The sequence below is a fragment of the Collinsella ihumii genome, assembly GCF_900046475.1.
GTDB lineage: Bacteria > Actinomycetota > Coriobacteriia > Coriobacteriales > Coriobacteriaceae > Collinsella > Collinsella ihumii.
The window spans coordinates 15,020-36,170 of the sequence record NZ_FCOU01000010.1 but is presented as its reverse complement, the minus strand read 5'-3'; the positions used below and the strand labels follow the sequence as shown (position 1 = coordinate 36,170).

The window sequence follows — 21,151 nt, the reverse complement described above, 5'->3', positions numbered from 1 at the left end:
GATTCATGATTCCAAAAGTTATTCACTACTGCTGGTTCGGCGGCAAGCCGCTGCCAAGAGATGCGCGAAAATGCATAGACAGTTGGAAAAGACATTGTCCAGATTACAAGATAGTGAGATGGGATGAGAGCAACTTTGATGTGGGTTGCCATCCATTCTGCAAGGCTGCTTACGAAGCCAAAGCATGGGCGTTTGTATCTGACTACGCACGACTTAAGATCATCTATGACAATGGGGGAAATTACTTCGATACGGATGTCGAAGTGTTGCGGAATCTTGATGATTTATTGAACTGCAACTGCTACTTCGGAATTGAGCAGGTTGTTCTTTTATGCAATACGGGGTTGGGTTTTGGAGCGAAGAAGGGAAACAGGGTCGTAGGTGACATGCTAGACCTTTACGACACTATTGCGTTTGACCAAAACCGCACTAAGGAAATCGCTTGTCCATATCTCAACAACGAAGTGCTCGTCCAACATGGCTATCAGCATATAGACTCTGTTGTGGATATCAACGGGATAAGGGTTTACCCACCAAGATATTTTGATCCCATTGCACCTAGCAGAAGCTCGGAAAACCTCCTGTGTGATGAGACGTTTTCAATCCATCGCTACAGTAATTCTTGGGGTACGTCGAGACAGAAAATGCGTAGAAAAATAATAGGGCTGTTAGGTCTCGAACGCATTGCAAGAATTAAGGAGATGCTCCATGGATAAAATACTAAATCATCTGACCAGCAGGAGCGTTTCTCAAGATGACTTTCGACTTATATCAAATCGGAGAGCAACGCATACAACTAAAATATCCCAGGTCACAGTGTTTCATATTTCAATATATCTGATATTAATTCCCTTCTTGTATCCAAAAGGGCTGGATCAGCTTGTTCCTCTGTCGAAGCAGTTCTTTACAGCTTGGCTTTATCTTGCAATGCTGATTATGCTTTGTTTTTTGGCAAAACATTTAATGAATATTACTATTCAGATTACAGTACGAAGTATCTTCGTGGTTCTTTTCTTTATGTCCTCTATTCTTATTACTTTATATGATCAGCAAGGTTTTGCTGAGGGACTCCAGGCTCTATTTGCATGGCCTCTGCTATGCTTATGGTTGACTTTTGCTTTTGCGAAAGACCATAAAAGCATCCTCAATGCAATAATAAATATAATGATTATTCTATTTTTATTTCAGAATATTTTTACGTATCTTGATGTGTATCGTGGCCAGCAGACAGCATGTTTCTTTGGACATATTCAAGTGGTTGCCCAAGAGGCGATAATTGCATTTCTCGCTGTTAGTTTATATTCTAGCCATCTTCCTAAAAAGAGTTGTAAAAGAATAATATTGCTTGTCGCTCTTGTCGTGCTGGCGCTCTGGAGCGTCGATACAGATTCATCTAAAGTTGTTCTTATATTGTTTTTTATAGCACTCATCTTGAATAAAAACAAGAAAGTGAAGTTGATGATTGGCAATAGCGCTCCAATGCTTGCCGCTGTTCTCATTATTGCATCTCTTCTTGTTGTAGATCTGTCGGTTAGAAATAGCACGTTATTTGGCTTTGATTGGGGATTTAACGGCAGAGACTATGTTTGGCGAGAAGCTATAGGGCTGATTCAAGAAGAGCCGGTTTTGGGGTATGGGGTTCAAGGGGTTCAAATGACCCTCTTTTGGGGTGGAATAATGAATTATGCGCATAACCAGTTGATGCAGACACTATTAGATGGGGGAATAGTGCTACTCATTCTGTTTATTACAATGATAATTACATATGCTGTACAAATAAGAATAATTACTGATCTTCATGCACGCTACTGGATTACATGCGCACTGACTGTTTATCTAATACTGATGATATTTGATAGTGCTACATATTATTGCTACCTATATCTTCTCTTGCCATTGTCTGATTACTACGCCATCAATCAGCAAAAGACAACGGCTGGCTGAATGGGAATTCTAATCACTAAAACAAATAACAAACTATACTATTTAGTAGTTACAGAATATTATATATAATGGACGCATTGCGTATACGGCAGATTATTCTTCTAAAGGATGATGAGCACATGAATTCAAATAAAATCAGTGTGGGTAAAAGAGATGTAATCTGGAATTACATCGGTACGATTATGTCGATGGTCAGCAATTTCCTCCTTATGCCGCTGCTGCTCATCTTTCTATCGACCGAGCAGATAGGTCTCTGGTACGTTTTCATCGCCGTCTCCGGCTTCTCCAGTCTTTTAGAGTTTGGGTTTACGGCGACGCTTTCGAGGAACATCCTTTACGTCCTAAGCGGAGCCCGACGATTGACGAAGGAAGGCTGCGATTGCTCTTCTGTGGAGGATGGAGTTGACTGGCACCTCATGAGGGCGGTGCTGCGAACGTCTAAGACCATCTACGCGGTCATGGGCGTCGTCGCACTGGCGCTGTCCGTTACGGTTGGGACGGCTTACGTGTCGGGCGTTACTAGAGGCTTTTCAATCAACGGCTCGCTGCCCTCGTGGTGCATATTCGTCGTTGCGATCTTCACGAACCTCTACTTCCTCTACTGTCTGACATTCCTCAGGGGCGTGGGTGACGTCGCTGGGGAGAACAAGGCGAAAACGCTTGCGCGCCTGATCCAGCTACTCCTTACGGCATTGTTGCTTTTTATGGGGTTTGGGCTTTTGGCTGCAGCCCTCGGGGTTCTTTTCTACAGCATTCTTCTAAGAGCAATTGCTAACTCCGAGTTTCATAAGCATCGTGACGTCCAGGAGGGGTTGCGCTCTGACGTAGGAGCGGTTACGGGAGCGGAGATGCGCTCCGTGCTCGGTACCGTGTCGTTCGTCGCGTGGCGCGATGGCGTCGTCTCCCTCGCTTGGTACGGGGCGACCCAGGCCACCTCGCTTCTGAGCTCGATGTTCTTGGGCCTTGAACAGACGGCTACCTATTCCGTGATGATTCAGTTTGCTTCGGCGATCTACAATCTCTCGAGTACGTACATGCGTTCCTGTTTCCCCACCTTCCAAGCTGCATACGTGAGTGGAGATCGCAGCTCGCAGCGAAAGCTGCTCGACCGAGGAATGTCTTGCTACGTGGTGATGTACTTAATCGGGGTGCTTCTCGCCGCCTTCGCTGCCCTACCGATTCTTACGTTCTTCAAGAGGGGTTTTGTCTGTGACAGGATGTTGTTCTTCGGGATTGCAGTCTACTACTTTCTGCTCAACCAGCACTCACTGTTCTGCAACATCATTGTCAGCATGAACAAAATCCCCTATTTCAAAGCGTACCTCATTTCAACGGCAGCGGGTATCGCCCTGAGCTGCGTGCTGTGTGGGTCATTCGGGCTTGGCGCATGGGGTCTCGTGCTGGGGCAGGCGATCCCGCAGCTGCTGTACAACAACTGGCGTTGGCCGAAGTATGTGCTCGACTTTGTCAAAACGACATATCTGGGAATGCTCATTGCTGGCTTCCAATGGTGGGCTACAAAGGTGCTTCGAACAATCGAGTGCGTTTGGAACGATGCGGTGTGATTCAGCTGTCGCTGTGACATGAGACGCATCTGTCTTGATGGGCGTTCAGGTTGAGTCTGAGGACCGTTGCGACGGAGGCGGTTGGGCTGAGCGGCGCGTACAGGTGATCTTCGAGAGGGCGCTCGGGAAGTCGGCGGAGCACTGCTCAGCGTGCCCGCTTGAGGATTACGGTAGAGCTTTCTGACACATTATTACTTTTTAGCGGGACTCGAAAAAAACCGCCCGAGGCTCTTCGGAAACCAGGATAATCGCGAGCAACCGTTCCGCTTGTGCTAAGGTTCGCTACGTACAGTTCCGGCTGCAACCCATCACTCCGCCGTCTCGATGAGTCTGTGCCCGTTGTTGAAGCGCCCGAATTTGCCAGACGCCAGAAACTGATCTGTCTCAACATATCGGACAGGGAGCGGTCGGTTCTAGGCGGCCAGCGGCACCTCCCCTCCGGTCTCCCCGTCGCCCGCTAGGGCGGCCTCGATGCGCCCCATGAAGGCGTCCATGCGCTCGGCCGGGATCTGGTAGCCGATCGTCGAGTGGGGGCGCTGCCCGTTGTAGCAGCCCTCGATGTACTCGAGGACGGCGCGCCTCGCCTCGTCGCGGGTCGCCTAGCTCCTGAGCGAGTACATCTCGTTCTTGAGCGTGGCGAAGAACGACTCGGCGACGGCGTTGTCGTGGCGGCTGCCCGTGCGGCCCGCGCCAGCGATCCTCTGTCGCGCCGGATGGGCCGAGCGGTATGCGCCCAGCTAGTGCGCGACTGTCTCTTATCCGCAGCCGTGCGCCGCCCCCGACCTGGTGAAGCGCGACTTCAGCGCGGACGGGCCGGACAGGCTGTGGTTCGCGGACATCACCTACGTGAGGACTCACCAGGGATGGCTCTACCTGGCCGTCGTGATGGACGTGTGGTCGAGGATGATCGTCGGCTGGTCGATGTCGGCGAGCATGGCGGCCGAGCTCGCCGACGACGCGCTCAAGATGGCCATAGCGCGCAGGAGGCCCGGCAAGGGCTGCGCGCGCCACAGCGATCACGGGTCGCAGTACGCCTCGCTGCTGCTCGGGAAGACCATGCGCGAGGCCGGGACCGAGCCGTCGACGGGCTCGATATCGTCGCCCTGGGACAACGCGGCGATGGAGTCGCTCATGGGCGTCATCAAGGCCGAGTGCGTGTACGCGCGCACCTTCGAGAGCCGAGAGCGGGCGGCGCTCGAGATCTTCGAGTACATCGAGTGCTTCTACAACAGGGTAAGGACCCACTCGGCGCTGGGATACCTCAGCCCCGAGGAGTTCGAGCGGGCCAACCGGCCCGAGGACGATCGCCGCCTGAAGGCGGCGTAGGGGTGTAAACGAAATCGGGGTAGATTCAGAAGCCCGAGTAGCCGTAGAGCCTCTTGCTGCCCGGGCTGCAATCGGTGTAGCGCGCCCACTGCAGCGCGAGCGTCATCTTCGGCACCCTTGCGAGCTGGTCGCAGACGCGCGCGTAGTCGGGCTCGAGGTACTCTTCGCCGCGCTTCCCACGGCCATCGGCAAAGAGGCCCGAGACCTCCGCGTCGGTCATCGCCTCGAGCCTGGCGGGGTCGATCCCCTCCCCCTCAATCTTCGCGGTGCACTTCGCGACAGTCGCCTTGCTGCACCGGAGGGACCGGGCGGTGTCGTTCCAGCCCACCCCCTTCAGCAGCTGGAGCATTATTTCTTTCTTAGTGGCCATGCCGGCCTCCTTCCAACGGGCCGGGCCGCCCGGTTGGCGGCCCTCCTGTTGAAAGGCTATTGGATCCTGGGCCGGTACCGTCTGCGCGGAACGCCGGTACCGCTTTTGTAGAACGCTGGTACTAATTAAGTGCAGTACTCACTGCCCGTAGGGGCTCATGTCCACCCGCGTGTTGTCGATCGCAGGCTTCACGATGGCGAACGTCGGCCACTCGCTGCCCGTCTCGTACTCCGGGCACACGCCAACAGGCTCAACCTCGTTCCCTTGCTCATCGAAGCGCACCGTCTCGATGCGGTATTCCGACTCGCCCCGCAGGTGCATCTGTAATTGATCCACGGCCTTGCCCCGGCAGAACGCCCGCGTCCGCCCAGGCGCCCACGCCTCTGTGCCCATGCCGAACGCGCACACCACCGTCGCCTGTGCCGCCGGCATGAGCCCCGTCTCCGCCAGGTACGTCGCCAGCCAATCCGTACATTCTTGCGCGTCGCACACCACCTGCGTCTTGTCGTTCAGCAGCAGCGACCCCCACTCACGACAGACCCTCATTGCCCGGTGTATCGACCTGCAGCGCACCTCGTACAGCCGCCCCATGCCGTCCGTGTCCTGGTAGTCGCAGAACGATCCCGAGGCCTGCATCCACTCGTGCCAGCTCCTGATGTACGGCTCCATCGCCTCCAGAGGCAGCGCGAACCCCCAGCGCCCGAAGGTGCTCCCTCAAGTTCTCCGACACTCAGTACTTGTTGTCCATGACGTCCGCCATCGCATGCTTTCCGTCCCAGCAGCAGATCACTTCTGAGCATCATCCTGGCCCGTCACATGACCGACCGCGTCGCAAGCAGGACACACCGGCGAACACCCGCTGCGCGCAGAGATGACCACAGTCGATTCCGAATCGGAACCGTCAAAGAGAGCGGCGACCGTCCCATGCCGCCATGCAGGCAGCTGTACACAGCAGGGGCAACCGCCGCGCGCATCGTCGTCGCAGAGAAGAAGGTTCCTGCCGCCCACCCCGCCCGCGGCAGGTTCCAGATCGGGTAGTTCTCGGTTACCCACTACGGCAACCGCTTGACGGCCGACGCGGAGATGGCGACGGGGCCGCATACAAGGAGCTTGCCGGTACGGGGTTCCTATTCGGGGGCGCGCGATGAGGTGCCTGGCGCAGATACCGAGTAGACTGCTTCCCAACAACAGGTTGGTGTGGGCCGACACCCCCGACGCCGAGCGCAGCGAGTCGAAAAAGGTTCGGTACGTGCAGTTCGAGCGAGCGCGGCGAGAGTGCTGAGACGCGCACCGGAGTACCGACGCGGGCTGCTGGACGGCGCTCATCGACGCGGTGAACTCAGCCGGCGCGATCGAGGCACCGGTCAGCGCGTAGGTGCTGATAAGGGTCAGGTTCCCTTGCACGTGGGGGAGTTCAGACGCTACCGCATGTTCCGCGCTGTCGCGTACCATTGGTGGCTGACGGAACGATGAGGGGTCGGGCCCATACGTGATCTCGCGCATGCTTTCCTCGTTGCCCTAGTCCTGCTCGATCCCCCGCCCACCCTCAACCCCAAACCCCAACAAGGCACACCCCATGAAGAGGGGAGTGCCATCCCACCTCTGTCCTCCGTGGTCCCACGCCCTAAGACCCCCAACCCCACCCCCACGTAACACCCCATGCCACTCATGTGAAAATTCTTCAACTTCAACTTCAAGGTTAAGGCTTGCCCTATACTGATGCTTGAACCAAGAGTAAGGAGCAGCTTTTTCGTATGAGTCCCATGTCCTCAGTATCTTCGCGCCCGTCTCGTCCCTGGTCGCGCATCGCGTGCACGGCCGGGCTTGCGGCGGTGCTCGGGCTTACCGGTGCGTTTGGCCCCTTCGTGTCGGCCGCCCATGCGGCTACGGCGGAGACGACCGCTGAGCTCGACCGCCTGACCGAGCAGGTCGCGCAGGCGCAGGCGACACATAGCGACGCCATCGCGCGGGCGACAGAGCTGAACGACCAGATCGCCCAGCAGGCCGACGAGATCCTGCATCTCGAACAGGACGTCATGCCCGTCTACCGCGAGCGCGCCGCCGAGGCGGCCTCGCGTCTCTACAAGATGCACGAGACGTCGGGCAACATCATCTCGCTGCTCTTCTCGGCTTCCTCGTTCTCCGACTTCATCACGCAGATGAAGTACCTCAACGCCATCCAGGATGACAACGCGAGCGTGCTCGCGGACCTCGAGGAGGCCTCGGCTGAGCTCAACGCCAAGATGGCCGAGCTGACCCAGGCGAAAGACGACGCGCTGTCGGAAGGGCAGAAAGCCGCCGATGCGCTGGGCCAGGTCTCCGCCGCGCAGGCTGCCCTCGAGGATCGCGCCGCGAGCGAAGACGCCGCAGAGGCGGAGGCGGCGCGAAAGGCGGCGGACGAGGCCGCTGCCATCCAGGCTCAGATGCAGCAGCAAAACGAGCAGACGTCCGCTGCGACCGAGTCGGCCGACGACGCGATCTCCCAGCAGCCTGAGCAGAATCCCGCGCAGGATGCATCCGAATCCGAGACGCCGCAGGAATCCGAGCCCGCCCCCGAAACCCCGCAGGACTCGTCCTCGGACTCCGAGAGCGGCTGGATGACCGGCGTCGCCTCCCATTACGGCACCGGCGACGGCCTCATGGGCAGCCTCACGGCAAGCGGCGAACCGGTGACGGAGACGTCGATGTGCATCGCCATGCTCGATGTGCCGCTGGGCACGAAGGTCGAGATCCGCTATGGCGGAAAGACCGTGGTCGCCTGCGTGAACGATCGGGGCCCGTATGCGCACGGGCGCGTGATCGACATGCAGCCCGCCGTCGCCCGCGCCCTCGATTTCATCTCCGTGGGCGTCGGCACCGTGGAATACCGCATCCTGTAACGCTATGGGGGATTCGTCCCCCTTTTTCATTGGGAGGTGGCGCCTATGGCGCATGTGGACGAGGCGCGCGTCGGGCGCGTGCTGGAGCGGCTCGAGCAGGGGCATCCCTCCTCGCAGCTGCTCGTGACCGATCCCTGGTCGATCTTCTATCTCACGGGCTTCTATGCCGAGATGTTCGAGCGCTTCTCCGGCGTGCTGCTCGCACCGGGCAAGCGCCCGGTGATCTTCGACAACGCGCTGTATCCCATCGATTCGTACGACAACGCGGACGTGGTGGTGTTCAACGACACCGACGACATCGCGAGCGTGCTCATGGAGCATATCGATCCCGAGCTCCCTTTGGGCGTCGATGCCCAGATGCGCTCGGGGTTTCTGCTCCCGCTGCAGGAGCGCCGCGCCGCCGCGTCGTTTTTCCTCGGTTCGTACGCGGTCGCGCAGACCCGTGCGCGCAAGGACGAGCGCGAGCGCGAGCTCATGCGCGCGTCGAGCGCCATCAACGACGCGGTCATGGCCGAGCTGCCCTCGCTCGTGCACGAGGGGGTTACCGAGCACGAGATCGCCGCGCAGATGCTCGCGCTGTATCGGGCCAGCGGCGCGCAGGGCTTCTCGTTCCCGCCAATTGTGAGCTTCGGCGCGAATGCGGCGAACCCCCATCATGAGCCGGACGACACTGTGCTGCGCGCGGGAGAGGTCGTGCTGTTCGACATCGGCGGCCAGCACGAGGGCTATTGCTCCGACATGACGCGGACGTTCTTCTTCGGCGAGCCCGATGAGGAGTCGGTGCGCATCTACGATATCGTGCGCCGCGCGAACGAGGCGGCGGAGGCCCTGGTTCGTCCGGGCGTTCGCTTCTGCGATCTCGACCGTGCCGCGCGCCGCGTGATCGAGGACGCCGGGTACGGCCCGTACTTCACCCATCGCCTGGGCCATTCGATCGGCCTCCAGGATCACGAGCCGGGCGACGTCTCCGCCGTCAACGAGGATGTCGTCGAGCCGGGCATGACGTTTTCCATCGAGCCCGGCATCTATCTGCCGGGGCGTACCGGCGTGCGCATCGAGGACCTGGTGCTCGTGACGGAGGACGGGGCCGAGATCCTGAACTCCTACACCAAGGAGCCGACGCGGATCTGAGCGCGCAGCGGTTCGGGCCCGCTCGGCTGCCGTCGTCGATAGGTTGGAACGAACCCGTCCCCATTGAACCCCGCAGTGCCTTTCCGCAGAAATCGTCGCGACGGATTCTGCGGAAATGGCAGGGCTGCTTTGCATAACGGCCAAATCGGCATACCCATATACCTCGGCAGTTCGTCTTCTGCTCGATGAGATATGCATATCACTTGCGCGCTTCCCGCAGAATCCGTCGCTTTGCCAACAGCGGTGTTGAGCACCGGTCGAGGGCAGGCGGCCGGCGCCCACGGGGGCCGTGGGTATGTCGAAAGCGTGACGTGTCGCATAATGCGCATAGCGCGGTATAGAATGTCGGCATGTTTGTGTGAACCGCGTTCGGGACAGAAAGGTTGTCCGGTCATGTCTGAGTATATCCAGGAGCTCATGTCGCCCCAGCTGATGGGCGCCATCTACCTGTTCGTTGGCTTCATCGCCGCGCTTTGGGTGCTCTCCATCGTCTACGTGTTCATCGATGCCAAGCGCCGCGGCGTGAAGGCGTTCTGGGCATGGGGCATCGTCTCGATCATCCCCTTCGTCGGTCTCATCGCGTATCTCGTGCTGCGTCCGAACTCCTACCTCGCCGACCGCGAGGAGCAGGAGCTCGACATGGCCCTGCGCGAGCGCCAGCTCGCCCAGTACGGGACCTGCCCGCAGTGCGGCGCGCCCATCGAGAAGGACTTCGTGGTGTGCCCCGTCTGCAACACGCAGGTGCGCAACGTCTGCCCCAGCTGCCATCGTCCGCTCGATGCGCATTGGAAGGTCTGCCCGTACTGCCGCACCCACATCCAGTAGAGCGTGAAGCCCTCTGCCCGCAGGGGGCTTTTTCATGCGCGGCGCGCCGGACTGCCGTCCCGCAGAAGCGCCGGGGGCGGGGGACTTTTTCTTATTTTATGTAACGCTTCGGGTTCTGGCGTCCGCTCCGGTAGACCCGAGGGCCTTCAAGTGGTACAACTGTCTCACCCAAGATACGGAGAGGTTTGAAACCATGCAGCGAATCTTCGCTCACATAGCCCGAACTCAGACTATCTAGGCGTCTGTCTCATCGCATGGCCGGCAGGCCACGGACAGGCGCCGCATAACGCTCGTCGTCACCGTCTGACGCACGGGCTTTTTTCTTGGCTCCAACCAACCGAAAAGGGGATTCCCATGAAAGCACTGTATAACGACGGGTCTGTAGCCGAGCTGCCTGCAGACGAGGTCACGCACGTCGTCCGCCACTCCGCCGCCCACATCATGGCGCAGGCCATCAAGCGCCTGTACCCCGAGGCCGATTTCGCCTACGGCCCCGCGACCGACAACGGGTTCTACTACGACGTCGACCTGGGCGACAAGACGCTGTCCGAGGACGATCTGCCCGCCATCGAGGACGAGATGCGCAAGATCGTGAAGGAGAACCTCAAGTTCACGACCTTCGAGCTGCCCCGCGAAGAGGCCATCAAGCTCATGGAGGAGCGCGGCGAGAAGTACAAGGTCGAGCACATCGGCGACCTGGACGCCGACGCCCGCATCACGTTCTTCCAGCAGGGCGAGTACATCGACATGTGCGTCGGCCCGCACATCACCTACACGAAGGCCCTCAAGGCGTTCAAGCTCACCGGCGTGTCCGGCGCCTACTGGAAGGCCGACAAGAACAACAAGATGCTCACCCGCGTGAACGGCACCGCGTTCGCCACCAAGGAGGAGCTCGACGAGCACCTGCGCATGCTCGAGGAGGCCAAGAAGCGCGACCATCGCAAGATCGGCCGCGAGATGGACCTCTTCATGATGCGCGACGAGGCCCCCGGCTTCCCGTTCTTCCTGCCCAACGGCATGATCTTGAAAAACCAGCTGCTCGACTACTGGCGCGAGATCCACCACAAGGCCGGCTACGTCGAGATCTCCACGCCGCTCATCATGAACAAGCAGCTGTGGAAGACCTCCGGCCACTGGGACCACTACAAGGACAACATGTACTCCACCATCATCGATGACGAGGAGTACTGCATCAAGCCGATGAACTGCCCCGGCGGCGTGCTCGTGTACAAGTCGCATCCGCACAGCTATCGCGAGCTGCCCATCCGCGCCGGCGAGATCGGCCTGGTTCACCGCCATGAGCTCAAGGGCGCGCTGCACGGCCTGTTCCGCGTGCGCTGCTTCAACCAGGACGATGCGCATCTGTTCGTGCGCCCCGACCAGCTGACCGACGAGATCGTGGGCGTGGTGAACCTCATCGACTCCGTGTACCAGAAGTTCGGCTTCACCTACCACCTCGAGCTCTCCACGCGCCCCGAGGACTCCATGGGCTCCGACGAGGATTGGGAGCGCGCCGAGGCCGGCCTGCGCGAGGCGTTAGAGCGTCTGGGCAAAGACTACGTGATCAACGAGGGCGATGGCGCGTTCTACGGCCCCAAGATCGACTTCCATCTGGAGGATTCGCTCGGCCGCACCTGGCAGTGCGGCACCGTGCAGCTCGACTTCCAGATGCCCATCAACTTCGACCTGGAGTACACCGACGCCGACGGCGCCAAGAAGCGCCCGATCATGCTGCATCGCGTGGCCTTCGGTTCCATCGAGCGCTTCATCGGCATCCTGATCGAGCACTATGCGGGCAAGTTCCCGACGTGGCTCGCGCCCGTCCAGGTCAAGGTCCTGCCGGTGTCCGAGAAGAGCCGTGCGTACGCGCGCACGGTCGCTGAGAAGCTCGATGCCGCCGGCATCCGCGTGGTCGTGGATGATCGCGACGAGAAGATCGGCTACAAGATCCGCGAGGCCCGCGGTGTCGACCGCGTGCCCTACATGCTGATCCTGGGCGAGAAGGAGGCCGAGGCGGGCAACATCTCCGTGCGCGACCGCACGAACGAGACGCACGCCTCCACGGTCGAGGACTTCATCGCGCAGGTGAGCGCCGAGATCGCCGAGCGCCGCAGCTAAGTGCGCAAAGACAGCCGTCGCGGGGAAGCCTCGCGGCGGCTTTATCTTTTCCGCGGGCAGGTCGGCGGACTTGGCGCCCCTCCTTCGTGCTAAGAAAAATGCTTGTAGCGGAAGATTAATCTGCCGTTTTGAACCGGGTGGCCGCATCGCCACAGGTATACTTGACACACGTCGTAAGGAGGGGGTTGGTCGAACGTGTCCGAGGCATTCAAGGGGCTCGCCGAGGCCTATGCATCGCTGCAGGGGGCGCGCTCCGCTTGGTTCGTTCGCGCTCGCCATGTCCCCGAGACTATCGCGAAGCTCGGGTTGATCGGCCCGTCCGACCGGCTCGTGGTCCGTGCGAACGATTTCACGGATGCGTACCTTCACCATTTCGGAAACGGCGTCCTGACGTTTGCGATGGACCAGACGCCCGAGGCGTTCCTCGACGCGACCCGCTCGTCCGCCCATCCCGCTGCCGGAGGCCCCAAGGAGGGGCACGCGTCCTACGCCGACGGCGCGGGCGCCCGCTATGACCGGTTGTTCTGGCTCGTGAACTCCATCGGCTGCCGCGGCCTTCGCGTCCCCGACATCCGCGTGCTCGCCGAGGCAGCGCGCGAGGCTGGCGCCATCCTCATCGTCGACAACACCGTGGCCTCCGCATGGGGTTGCCAGCCGCTTTCCCTCGGCGCCCACATCGTGCTCGAGGCGCTCGACCGCGTCGCCGGCGGCGCCCTGCATGCCAAGGCGGTCGCCATCGCCGTCGCGCGCTCCGTTTCCGGCAAGGGGAGGAAGCGCCGCACGGACGAGCTCGCCCATCGCGCGTACTGCCTGCTCGCGCAGCGCCTGGGAGGGGAGTTCTCCCAGCTCGTGTTCAATGTGGACGATGCCGACCTCGCCATCATCAGCGAGGGCCTGCAGACGCTCGGCGAGCGCATGCAGCGTCACACGGACCATGCGCGCGTCATCGCCGAGTACCTCGCGGCCCATCCCTTGGTGCCGCAGACATGCTATCCGGGGCTCAAGTCCCATCCCGACCACGACGTCGCGGCGCGTACGCTCATGCACGGATTCGGCCCGGCGGTCGATTTCGAGCTGGCCGAGCGGATGTGCGCCGGCACGTTCATCAAGCGGTGCGCGGCGTCCCATCGCGACCATCCCGCAGGCGGCAGCGCCACGCGCCTGTCCCCGCTGTGCGGAGACGAATCGCACTATATCCGCCTGTTCGCTGGCCTTGACGATCCTATCGATATCGTCGACAGCCTCGAGCGGGCCATGCGCTTGTACTGCAATCCTCCCCACGCCTGATGCGCGCGCGGTCGAGCCGCTCCACAACTCCATAGCTGAACCAACAAGACCACAACATCGGGGGAGGATGTCATGGTCGATTCCTTTTCTGCCGCCAATCTGGTCGAGGCGCTCGTTTTGGGCGTCGCGCTTGCCATGGACGCCATGGCCGTCACGTTGTCAAACTCTCTGTGCGAGCCGGACATGCCGCGCTCGAAGAAATTCGCTATGCCCGTCGCGTTCGCGCTGTTTCAGATGGGCATGCCCATCGCGGGCTTTTTCGGCGGCACGCTCGTCGCCCCGCTCATCGAAGCCTATGCGGGCATCGTCTCGCTGGTGATTCTGGGCTTCGTCGGCGGCAAGATGGTCTGGGAGGCCGTGCACGAGATGCGCGAGCCCGAGAGCTGCAGCTCTTCGCGCTTGACGTGGCCCACCATCGGCATGGAGGCCATCGCGACCTCCATCGACGCCTTCATCGTCGGCGTCTCGTTCGCCGCGAGAGGCAAGGATATCGTGCTGTACGGCGGTGCCATCGGGCTGACGACGTTCGCGTGCTGCCTCGCCGTGCTGTTCATCGGGCGCAAGCTGGGTGAGCATTTTGGCGCGCGTGCCCAGGTTGCGGGCGGCGTCGTGCTCATCCTGATCGGCATCAAGGCGTTCTTGGGATAGGGGAGAGCCGTCCCGCGCGACAGCTACACGACGCAAACGTCACCCCCGGCAAGGCGTGCCTCGCCGGGGGTGACGTTTGCGTCGTGTAGCTGTCGCGCTATCCGAGCTCGAGCTCGTGTACGCGACGCTCGAGGATCTCGGTCACTTCCTGCTTGATGCTCCAGTAGACCTCGAGCGCGCGCTTGCCCTCAGGCGTCAGGGTCGATCCGCGCGCGCCGTCGCGGGCGAGCAGTTCGTAGCCGAGCTGGCCTTCAGCCTCCTTGATGATGCGCCACGCCTTGGAATACGCCATGCCCATGCGCTTGGCGGCGCGGTTGAGTGAGTGCTCCTCCTCGACGCCGTCCATCAGAAGGGCGATGCCCTGTCCGAACGCGCCCGGTAGATTGTCGTCGCTTACGAACGTGAGACGCGCCCGTGCCTTGATCGCCATATCGCTCGCTCCCCTCGGGTAAAGCCCCTGCTGCGATTTTGCTCTTCGCGGAGCACAATCCGCGTGAAGATGCTACAAATTGCATTGTAGCAGCGTAGATTGCTCTACAATAGCCGCGAACCGGCCGCCATCCGGTTCATCGGCGAAACCGTGCGGCATGGGCTTTCGCGCCGCTGTGCGCGAGGCTCGATCGCACCCTACTCGAAAGAAGGAGTATCTATGGCAATGTTCTTCCCCGGTGAGTCCCATACATTTTCCGAGTATCTGTTGGTCCCGGGTTACTCGTCTTCCGAGTGCATCCCTGCAAACGTTTCGCTCAAGACCCCGCTCGTGCGCTTCAAGCGCGGCGAGGAGTCTGCGATCAATCTGAACATCCCGATGGTCTCCGCCATCATGCAGTCCGTTTCCGGCCCCGACATGGCCGTCGCCCTGGCGACCGAGGGCGGTCTGAGCTTCATCTACGGTTCTCAGACCCCCGAGCAGGAGGCCGCGATGGTCAAGGCGGTCAAGGACCACAAGGCCGGCTTCGTCGAGTCCGACTCCACCCTCACGCCCGACATGACCATGGAGCAGGTCATGGCGCTGAAGGAGCGCACCGGTCACTCCACCATGCCCGTGACCGATGACGGCAGCTCCCGCGGCCGCCTGCTCGGCATCGTCACGAGCCGCGACTACCGTCCCAGCCGCGACGACCACTCCAAGAAGGTCTCCGAGTTCATGACCCCGCGCGAGAAGCTCATCGTGGGCGACAAGGACATCACCCTCAAGAAGGCAAACGACGTGATCTGGGACAACAAGCTGAACGCCCTGCCCGTCGTCGACGACAACGACCACCTGGTCGGCATCGTGTTCCGCAAGGACTACGACAGCCACAAGTCCAACCCCAACGAGATGCTCGACGCCAACAAGCGCTACATGGTCGGCGCGGGCATCAACACGCGCGACTACGCCACCCGCGTGCCGCTGCTGGTCGAGGCCGGTGCCGACGTGCTGTGCATCGACTCCTCCGAGGGCTTCTCCGAGTGGCAGAAGCGCACCATCGAGTGGATCCGCGCCAACTACGGTGAGTCCGTGCGCGTGGGTGCCGGCAACGTCGTCGACGCCGACGGCTTCCGTTTCCTGGCCGACTGCGGCGCAGACTTCGTGAAGGTCGGTATCGGCGGCGGCTCCATCTGCATCACCCGCGAGACCAAGGGCATCGGCCGCGGCCAGGCCACCGCGCTCATCGACGTGTGCCGCGCGCGCGACGAGTACTTCGAGGAGACGGGCATCTACGTCCCGGTGTGCTCCGACGGCGGCATCGTCTACGACTACCACATGACGCTCGCGCTCGCCATGGGTGCCGACTTCATGATGCTCGGCCGCTACTTTGCCCGCTTCGATGAGAGCCCGACCGAGCGCGTCAACGTCAACGGCCAGTACATGAAGGAGTACTGGGGCGAGGGCTCCGCGCGTGCCCGCAACTGGCAGCGCTACGATCTGGGCGGCGCGCAGAAGCTTGCGTTCGTCGAGGGCGTCGACTCCTACGTGCCCTACGCCGGCTCCCTCAAGGACGGAGTGAACGCCACGCTGTACAAGATCAAGTCCACCATGTGCAACTGCGGTGCGCTCACCATCAAGGAGCTCCAGGACAAGGCGCGCCTCACACTCGTCTCCTCCACCTCCATCGTCGAGGGCGGCGCGCACGACGTCGTCGTGAAGGACTCCCAGCAGACGGTGAGCTACAACTAAGCCTCGGTGGGCCTTTCCTTCGGGGTTCGTTTTCACGGATAGGTCGTTTCTTACGACGCGCCCTTGTGCGGAAAGTCGCGCAAGGGCGCGTCGTTGTCTTCAGGGGTAGCTGCGGACAAGAGGATCACTGAAAAAACGAGGGTATGAGTGCCTATAGATTCAAGGGACCCGAAAGCACATCGACCACCGGGGGCGACATGCAGTCTACCTGCAAAAAGGTCATGTCCGTTTGTGCCGTTTTGATCCACTTGAATGCGCGGGCACTCAAATCCCCGTTTTTTCAGTGACTCTCATGGCTGCAAGCACCTTTCTTCCGAATGAGTTCCTGCCGTAGCTAATATTCTGAGATATATATTGTATGTACTGTGCCAATATGATATGCTCGCAGCATGAAATGCGTACTTGGACATACTGCGGCTACAATATGGTACATGCGCCATAAGAATCCGAGAGAAATCGGCTCTCGATCGCTGCGCGCATCCCTGGCCTATGCCAGCATTCCGAGCGATGAGGTCATTCGCAAACTGCAATGGTTCCTCGATCTTGAGGATATCCCTTTGGATTTCTTGACCGATGATCCGCTGCTGCGCAGGAGGGGCAAGAGGGTATGCGCCCATCTATGTCGCGATTCGTTACCTCAGGGTTCGCTCATCGGGATACCTAGTGGCATAGACGACCTTTCCCTCTATATCACAAACCCTGAGCTTACGTTCGTGCACATGGCTGCCACATCAGACAAGCTTGGTGCTATCTATGCGGGCATGGCATTGTGCTCCGATTATCGAATCGAGCCGTTGGGAGCCGGCGGCATCGTTGCCAGATCTTGTCCTGACGTACCACTGACATCGGTTTCCCGCATCGAACGATTTCTCGAGCGCGCGGGTTCGTTATACGGGGCGCGAAAAGCACGAATCGCATTGCCCTACGTGCTTGAGCATTCCCGATCGCCCAAGGAATCAGGGCTTGCCATGTTCTACGGGCTTCCCCCAGCCCTCGGTGGGTTGAAGCTGGGAACTGTTAGACTAAATCCCTGTATCAAAGTATTTACGGGACGCGATCTATTCGGTAAACCTCAGAGCGAAGAGCGCTATCCCGATATCCTGCTGACCTCGGTGAGTAAGTCCGGTGCTCGGCGGGACGTTGCATTTGATTACGATAGCGTCTCGGTTCACGAAGGGGACGCCAAGCTGCTTGATGACCGTCGTCGAGCGAATGCGATTGCCACGGTCGATTCGATCGTCCATTATTCGATTACCACATCGGATCTCGAAGATTTCGATTATCTGGTACTCATGGGGGAGCGGGCTCGTCGTGTGCTGAAGCTCGCTGCACGTCCAACCTTGCGCGTATCTCGCGAGAGCGAGGAGGGAAGGATGCAGCTCGCTCGATTTCGCTCTCGTCAGGATGACTTATGGAAGCGGTTTGTGTTCAAGGGTCCAGGTTACTGAGCGAGGCCTTCCAAAATACGGGCACCAATCATCTCGGCTTGCTGTATGGGCCGACTCGATTGCTTCGGCGGCAGCGCATTCCTTTCTGGCAATCGCAGGGGTGTATCAACCGGGGTGCGCTTGCGTCCGGTAGTTTGAATCGAAAGAGTCGCTGAAAAAACGAGGTTTTGAGTGGCTACAGTTTCAAAGGCCCTGAAAGCGCATCGACCATCCGAAGCGGCATGCAGTCTACCTGCAAAAATGCCATGTCCGTTTGTGCCGTTTTAGTCAACTTGAGTGTGCGGTCGCTCAAAACTTCGGTTTTTCAGAGATAGGAAGCCGTCTGTGTACCCCTTTCGTCTTCCGAACTTGATAAAACCCAGTCCCGCTGAACCATGTGACGTGCGCAAGATGCTGCAGGGGAGCGGCCTCCAAGGCATCGCGCGAGATGCTGCGGGTGCGCCACGTGGCGTTGTGAATCAGTGGCCTCGATGATCACGCTCCATCATGCGGCCGATTTGCTAGAATTGTCGAGTTAGCCATATGGGCGGCCGGCATCGTGCCGACCCCTCTATTTTTTAGAAGATTCGCCAAGCCGTAAAGGAGCCCGTATATGTGCGACTGCACCGACCATAAGGAGATCCCCGCGTACGACGCCGCGGCGATCGAGACCAAATGGATCGAGGCGTGGGACCGCGACAACGTCTTCGCGGTGGACACCGACCCCGACAAGCCGAAAAAGTACGTGCTGGAGATGTTTCCGTATCCGTCGGGCGACCTGCACATGGGACACGCGCGCAACTACACCATCGGCGACGCCATGGCGCGCCAGGCCCGCATGCGCGGCTTCGACGTGCTGCATCCCATCGGCTTCGACGCGTTCGGCCTGCCCGCCGAGAACGCCGCCATCAAGCACAACACGCAGGCCGGCGCATGGACCTACAAGAACATGGACCAGGCGCTCGCCACGATGAAGCGCATGGGCTTCTCCTACGATATGGATCGTCTGGTTAAGACGTGCAGTCCCGATTACTACCGCTGGGGTCAGTGGATCTTCGAGAAGATGTGGGAGCGCGGCCTCGTCTACCGCAAGAAGAGCCCGGTCAACTGGTGCCCCACCTGCAAGACGGTTCTCGCCAACGAGCAGGTGACCGAGGGCAAGTGCTGGCGCTGCGGCTCCGAGCCCGAGAAGCGCGACCTCGAGCAGTGGTACTTCAAGATCACCGACTACGCGCAGGAGCTGCTCGACGACCTCGAGAAGCTGCCCGGCTGGCCCGAGCGCGTCAAGCAGATGCAGGCCAACTGGATCGGTCGCTCCGAGGGCGCCGAGGTCGATTTCACCCTGTGCGACGCCGACGGCGAGCCCATCTGCGGCGACGAGGGCAAGATCACCGTCTTCACGACGCGTGCCGACACGCTGTTCGGCTGCACGTTCTTCCTGCTCGCTCCCGAGTACGAGGGCCTGCACGACCTGGTCGCGGGCACCGAGTACGAGCACGACGTCATGGCGATCGTCGAGGGCGCGAAGAAGATCTCCGCGGTCGAGCGCGCCCAGGGTACCCTCGAGAAGCACGGCGCCTTCACGGGCCGCTACGTGGTGAACCCCGTGTCGGGCGCCAAGGTCCCCGTGTGGGTGGCCGACTACGTGGTTGCCGACTACGGCACCGGCGCCGTCATGGCGGTGCCCTGCGGCGACCAGCGCGACTTCGAGTTCGCCCGCAAATACGACCTGCCCATCGTGCCGATTATCCTCATGGACGACGAGCTCGCTGCGCTCGAGGAGTCCGGCGAGTCCATCGACACCTATCATGCCGAGACCGTCGACTGGGACTGCGCGCACGCCGCCGAGGGCACGCTCGTCCAGTCCGGAAAGTACACCGGCATGCGTGGCGGCAAGCACTCCGAGGGCGAGGCCGCGATCGTGGCCGACCTCGAGGCCGCCGGCACCGGCCGCCGCAAGGTCGAGTTCCGCCTGCGCGACTGGCTGATCTCCCGCCAGCGCTACTGGGGCAACCCCATCCCGGCCATCCACTGCGAGCACTGCGGCATCGTTCCGGTTCCCGAGGACCAACTGCCCGTCATGCTGCCGGACAACCTCGACCTCGGTGCGGGCGAGACCCTTGCCGAGTGCGCCGAGTTCTACGAGACCACCTGCCCGGTTTGCGGACGCCCCGCGCGCCGCGAGACCGACACCATGGACACCTTCACGTGCTCCAGCTGGTATTACCTGCGCTATTGCGACCCGCATAACGAGGAGCTGCCGTTCTCCAAGGATGCGGCGGACCGCTGGATGCCGGTCGACAACTACATCGGCGGCATCGAGCATGCGATCCTGCACCTGCTCTACTCGCGCTTCTTCACCAAGGCGCTGCGCGATATGGGCATGCTCGACGTGGACGAGCCGTTCACCAACCTGCTGTGCCAGGGCATGGTGAAAGACGAGAACGGCGAGACCATGTCCAAGTCCAAGGGCAACGTGGTGCCTCCCTCGAGCGTCATCGAGCCCTACGGCGCCGACACCATGCGCCTCGCCATCCTGTTCATCGCCCCGCCCGAGAAGGATTTCGACTGGGATCCCGATGCCGTCGCCGGCGCGAACCGCTTCCTCAAGCGCGCGTGGCGCATCGTGTGGACCCTCGCCAACGCCGCGGACGCCTCGGCGAAGTTGGACAAGGGCGCGCTCAGCCCCGTTGCTATGAAGCTCTACCGTGAGCGCCACCGCACGATCGCCAAGTGCACGGAGGACTTCGACCGCCAGCAGTTCAACACCGCCATCTCCGCGATCATGGAGCTCGTGAACGCCGCCAGCGCCTACATCAACGCGGGCGAGGAGCTCGACGGGGCGTTGAGCCAGCTGGTCGCGACCGACATCGTGTCGGTCATGGCGCCGATCTGCCCGTTCTGGGCAGACGAGCTGTGGCACGCGGCGCTCGGCCACGACAGCTACGCGTACACGGCGAGCTGGCCGGAGTTCGACCTCGCCGAGTCGGTCGAGGACGAGGTCGAAATCGCGGTCCAGGTGCTCGGCAAGATGCGCGCCCACGCCATGGTCCCGACGAACGCCACGACCGAGCAGATGCAGGAGGCCGCCGTCGCCGTCGCCGGCAAGTGGCTCGAAGGCAAACAGATCGTCAAGGCGATCTGCGTGCCCGGCAAGCTCGTGAACCTCGTGGTGAAATAGCACCTCCAGCTGAGCGCCCTGCCATCGGCGGGGCGCTTTTTTATGCCGGCTCGGCCCGCCCCATGCAAATTGGGGACGTACCTTCCGCATGCACTTGTGCACGCCGAAGGTACGTCCCCAATTTGCAAAAGTGCATGCGGAAGGTACGTCCCCCAATTTGCAAAAGTGCACGCGGAAGGTACGTCCCCAGTTTGCATGGGGCGGGCCGGTTTTGTCTCATACGACCAAAACGGAAATTCCGTTAGCCTTCCAGACTGTTCGCCTGCCATTTCCTACCGTTCGCATAAGT

16 protein-coding genes and 1 pseudogene are annotated in these 21,151 nt (G+C 60.5%); 13 read left to right on the top strand and 4 right to left on the bottom strand.

Going from position 1 to position 21,151, the window contains the following annotated elements:
- The first annotated feature begins 5 nt into the window (after positions 1–5).
- The 3 genes from BN3789_RS12410 (at position 6) to wzx (ending at position 3,509) form a co-directional block, all read left to right on the top strand.
- Positions 6–716: a glycosyltransferase family 32 protein gene (locus BN3789_RS12410; protein ID WP_079989202.1), complete on the top strand. Its 711-nt coding sequence runs from the start codon at positions 6–8 to the stop codon at positions 714–716.
- Positions 709–1,944 (top strand): O-antigen ligase family protein, encoded by a 1,236-nt coding sequence (locus tag BN3789_RS12750; RefSeq protein WP_147569626.1) that lies wholly within the window; start codon positions 709–711, stop codon positions 1,942–1,944. Before BN3789_RS12410 ends, BN3789_RS12750 begins: the two co-directional genes overlap by 8 nt.
- Positions 1,945–2,063: 119 nt before the next feature.
- Positions 2,064–3,509, top strand: a complete 1,446-nt coding sequence (wzx, locus tag BN3789_RS08155) for an O-unit flippase-like protein (RefSeq protein ID WP_066832727.1) — start codon at positions 2,064–2,066, stop codon at positions 3,507–3,509.
- A gap of 413 nt (positions 3,510–3,922) precedes the next feature.
- On the opposite strand, the pseudogene BN3789_RS13265 reads toward wzx, so the two are convergent.
- Positions 3,923–4,195: pseudogene (locus BN3789_RS13265) on the bottom strand (integrase core domain-containing protein); the annotation flags it as partial.
- Between the two features lie 97 nt (positions 4,196–4,292).
- Between BN3789_RS13265 and BN3789_RS08150 the strand changes: the two are divergent.
- Complete coding sequence (locus tag BN3789_RS08150; RefSeq protein WP_079989201.1) at positions 4,293–4,835, top strand: IS3 family transposase; 543 nt, start codon at positions 4,293–4,295, stop codon at positions 4,833–4,835.
- Between the two features lie 25 nt (positions 4,836–4,860).
- On the opposite strand, the gene BN3789_RS08145 is transcribed toward BN3789_RS08150, so the two are convergent.
- Both BN3789_RS08145 and BN3789_RS08140 read right to left on the bottom strand, forming a co-directional pair.
- Positions 4,861–5,205, bottom strand: a complete 345-nt coding sequence (locus tag BN3789_RS08145) for a helix-turn-helix domain-containing protein (protein WP_066832725.1) — start codon at positions 5,203–5,205, stop codon at positions 4,861–4,863.
- A gap of 138 nt (positions 5,206–5,343) precedes the next feature.
- Positions 5,344–5,874 (bottom strand): hypothetical protein, encoded by a 531-nt coding sequence (locus BN3789_RS08140; protein ID WP_066832722.1) that lies wholly within the window; start codon positions 5,872–5,874, stop codon positions 5,344–5,346.
- A gap of 1,085 nt (positions 5,875–6,959) precedes the next feature.
- Between BN3789_RS08140 and BN3789_RS08135 the strand changes: the two genes are divergently transcribed.
- The 6 genes from BN3789_RS08135 (at position 6,960) to BN3789_RS08105 (ending at position 14,093) form a co-directional block, all read left to right on the top strand.
- Complete coding sequence (locus BN3789_RS08135) at positions 6,960–8,084, top strand: septal ring lytic transglycosylase RlpA family protein (RefSeq protein WP_229254280.1); 1,125 nt, start codon at positions 6,960–6,962, stop codon at positions 8,082–8,084.
- A 45-nt stretch (positions 8,085–8,129) separates the two neighbouring features.
- Positions 8,130–9,215, top strand: coding sequence for a M24 family metallopeptidase (locus BN3789_RS08130; RefSeq protein WP_079989200.1), 1,086 nt, complete (start codon positions 8,130–8,132; stop codon positions 9,213–9,215).
- 393 nt (positions 9,216–9,608) lie between these two features.
- Complete coding sequence (locus BN3789_RS08125; RefSeq protein WP_066832716.1) at positions 9,609–10,040, top strand: double zinc ribbon domain-containing protein; 432 nt, start codon at positions 9,609–9,611, stop codon at positions 10,038–10,040.
- 354 nt (positions 10,041–10,394) lie between these two features.
- Positions 10,395–12,158, top strand: coding sequence for a threonine--tRNA ligase (gene thrS / locus BN3789_RS08115; protein ID WP_066832698.1), 1,764 nt, complete (start codon positions 10,395–10,397; stop codon positions 12,156–12,158).
- A 195-nt stretch (positions 12,159–12,353) separates the two neighbouring features.
- A complete protein-coding gene (locus BN3789_RS08110; RefSeq protein WP_066832695.1) occupies positions 12,354–13,445 on the top strand; it encodes a PLP-dependent transferase in 1,092 nt (363 codons plus the stop codon).
- A 72-nt stretch (positions 13,446–13,517) separates the two neighbouring features.
- Positions 13,518–14,093 carry a manganese efflux pump MntP gene (locus BN3789_RS08105; RefSeq protein WP_066832692.1) on the top strand — a complete coding sequence of 192 codons (576 nt, stop codon included), beginning with the start codon at positions 13,518–13,520 and terminating at the stop codon, positions 14,091–14,093.
- A gap of 97 nt (positions 14,094–14,190) precedes the next feature.
- Here the strand turns inward: BN3789_RS08105 and BN3789_RS08100 are convergent, their stop codons facing one another.
- Complete coding sequence (locus tag BN3789_RS08100; RefSeq protein ID WP_066832689.1) at positions 14,191–14,523, bottom strand: winged helix-turn-helix domain-containing protein; 333 nt, start codon at positions 14,521–14,523, stop codon at positions 14,191–14,193.
- 219 nt (positions 14,524–14,742) lie between these two features.
- On the opposite strand from BN3789_RS08100, the gene BN3789_RS08095 reads away from it, so the two are divergent.
- The 3 genes from BN3789_RS08095 (at position 14,743) to leuS (ending at position 20,862) form a co-directional block, all read left to right on the top strand.
- Positions 14,743–16,254, top strand: a complete 1,512-nt coding sequence (locus BN3789_RS08095) for an IMP dehydrogenase (protein ID WP_066832687.1) — start codon at positions 14,743–14,745, stop codon at positions 16,252–16,254.
- Positions 16,255–16,685: 431 nt separating this feature from the next.
- The gene (locus BN3789_RS12745) at positions 16,686–17,702 is read left to right on the top strand and encodes a hypothetical protein (protein WP_147569625.1); all 1,017 of its coding nucleotides are present in this window, start codon (positions 16,686–16,688) and stop codon (positions 17,700–17,702) included.
- Between the two features lie 592 nt (positions 17,703–18,294).
- The gene (leuS, locus tag BN3789_RS08085; protein ID WP_066832678.1) at positions 18,295–20,862 is read left to right on the top strand and encodes a leucine--tRNA ligase; all 2,568 of its coding nucleotides are present in this window, start codon (positions 18,295–18,297) and stop codon (positions 20,860–20,862) included.
- Positions 20,863–21,151: the final 289 nt, after the last annotated feature.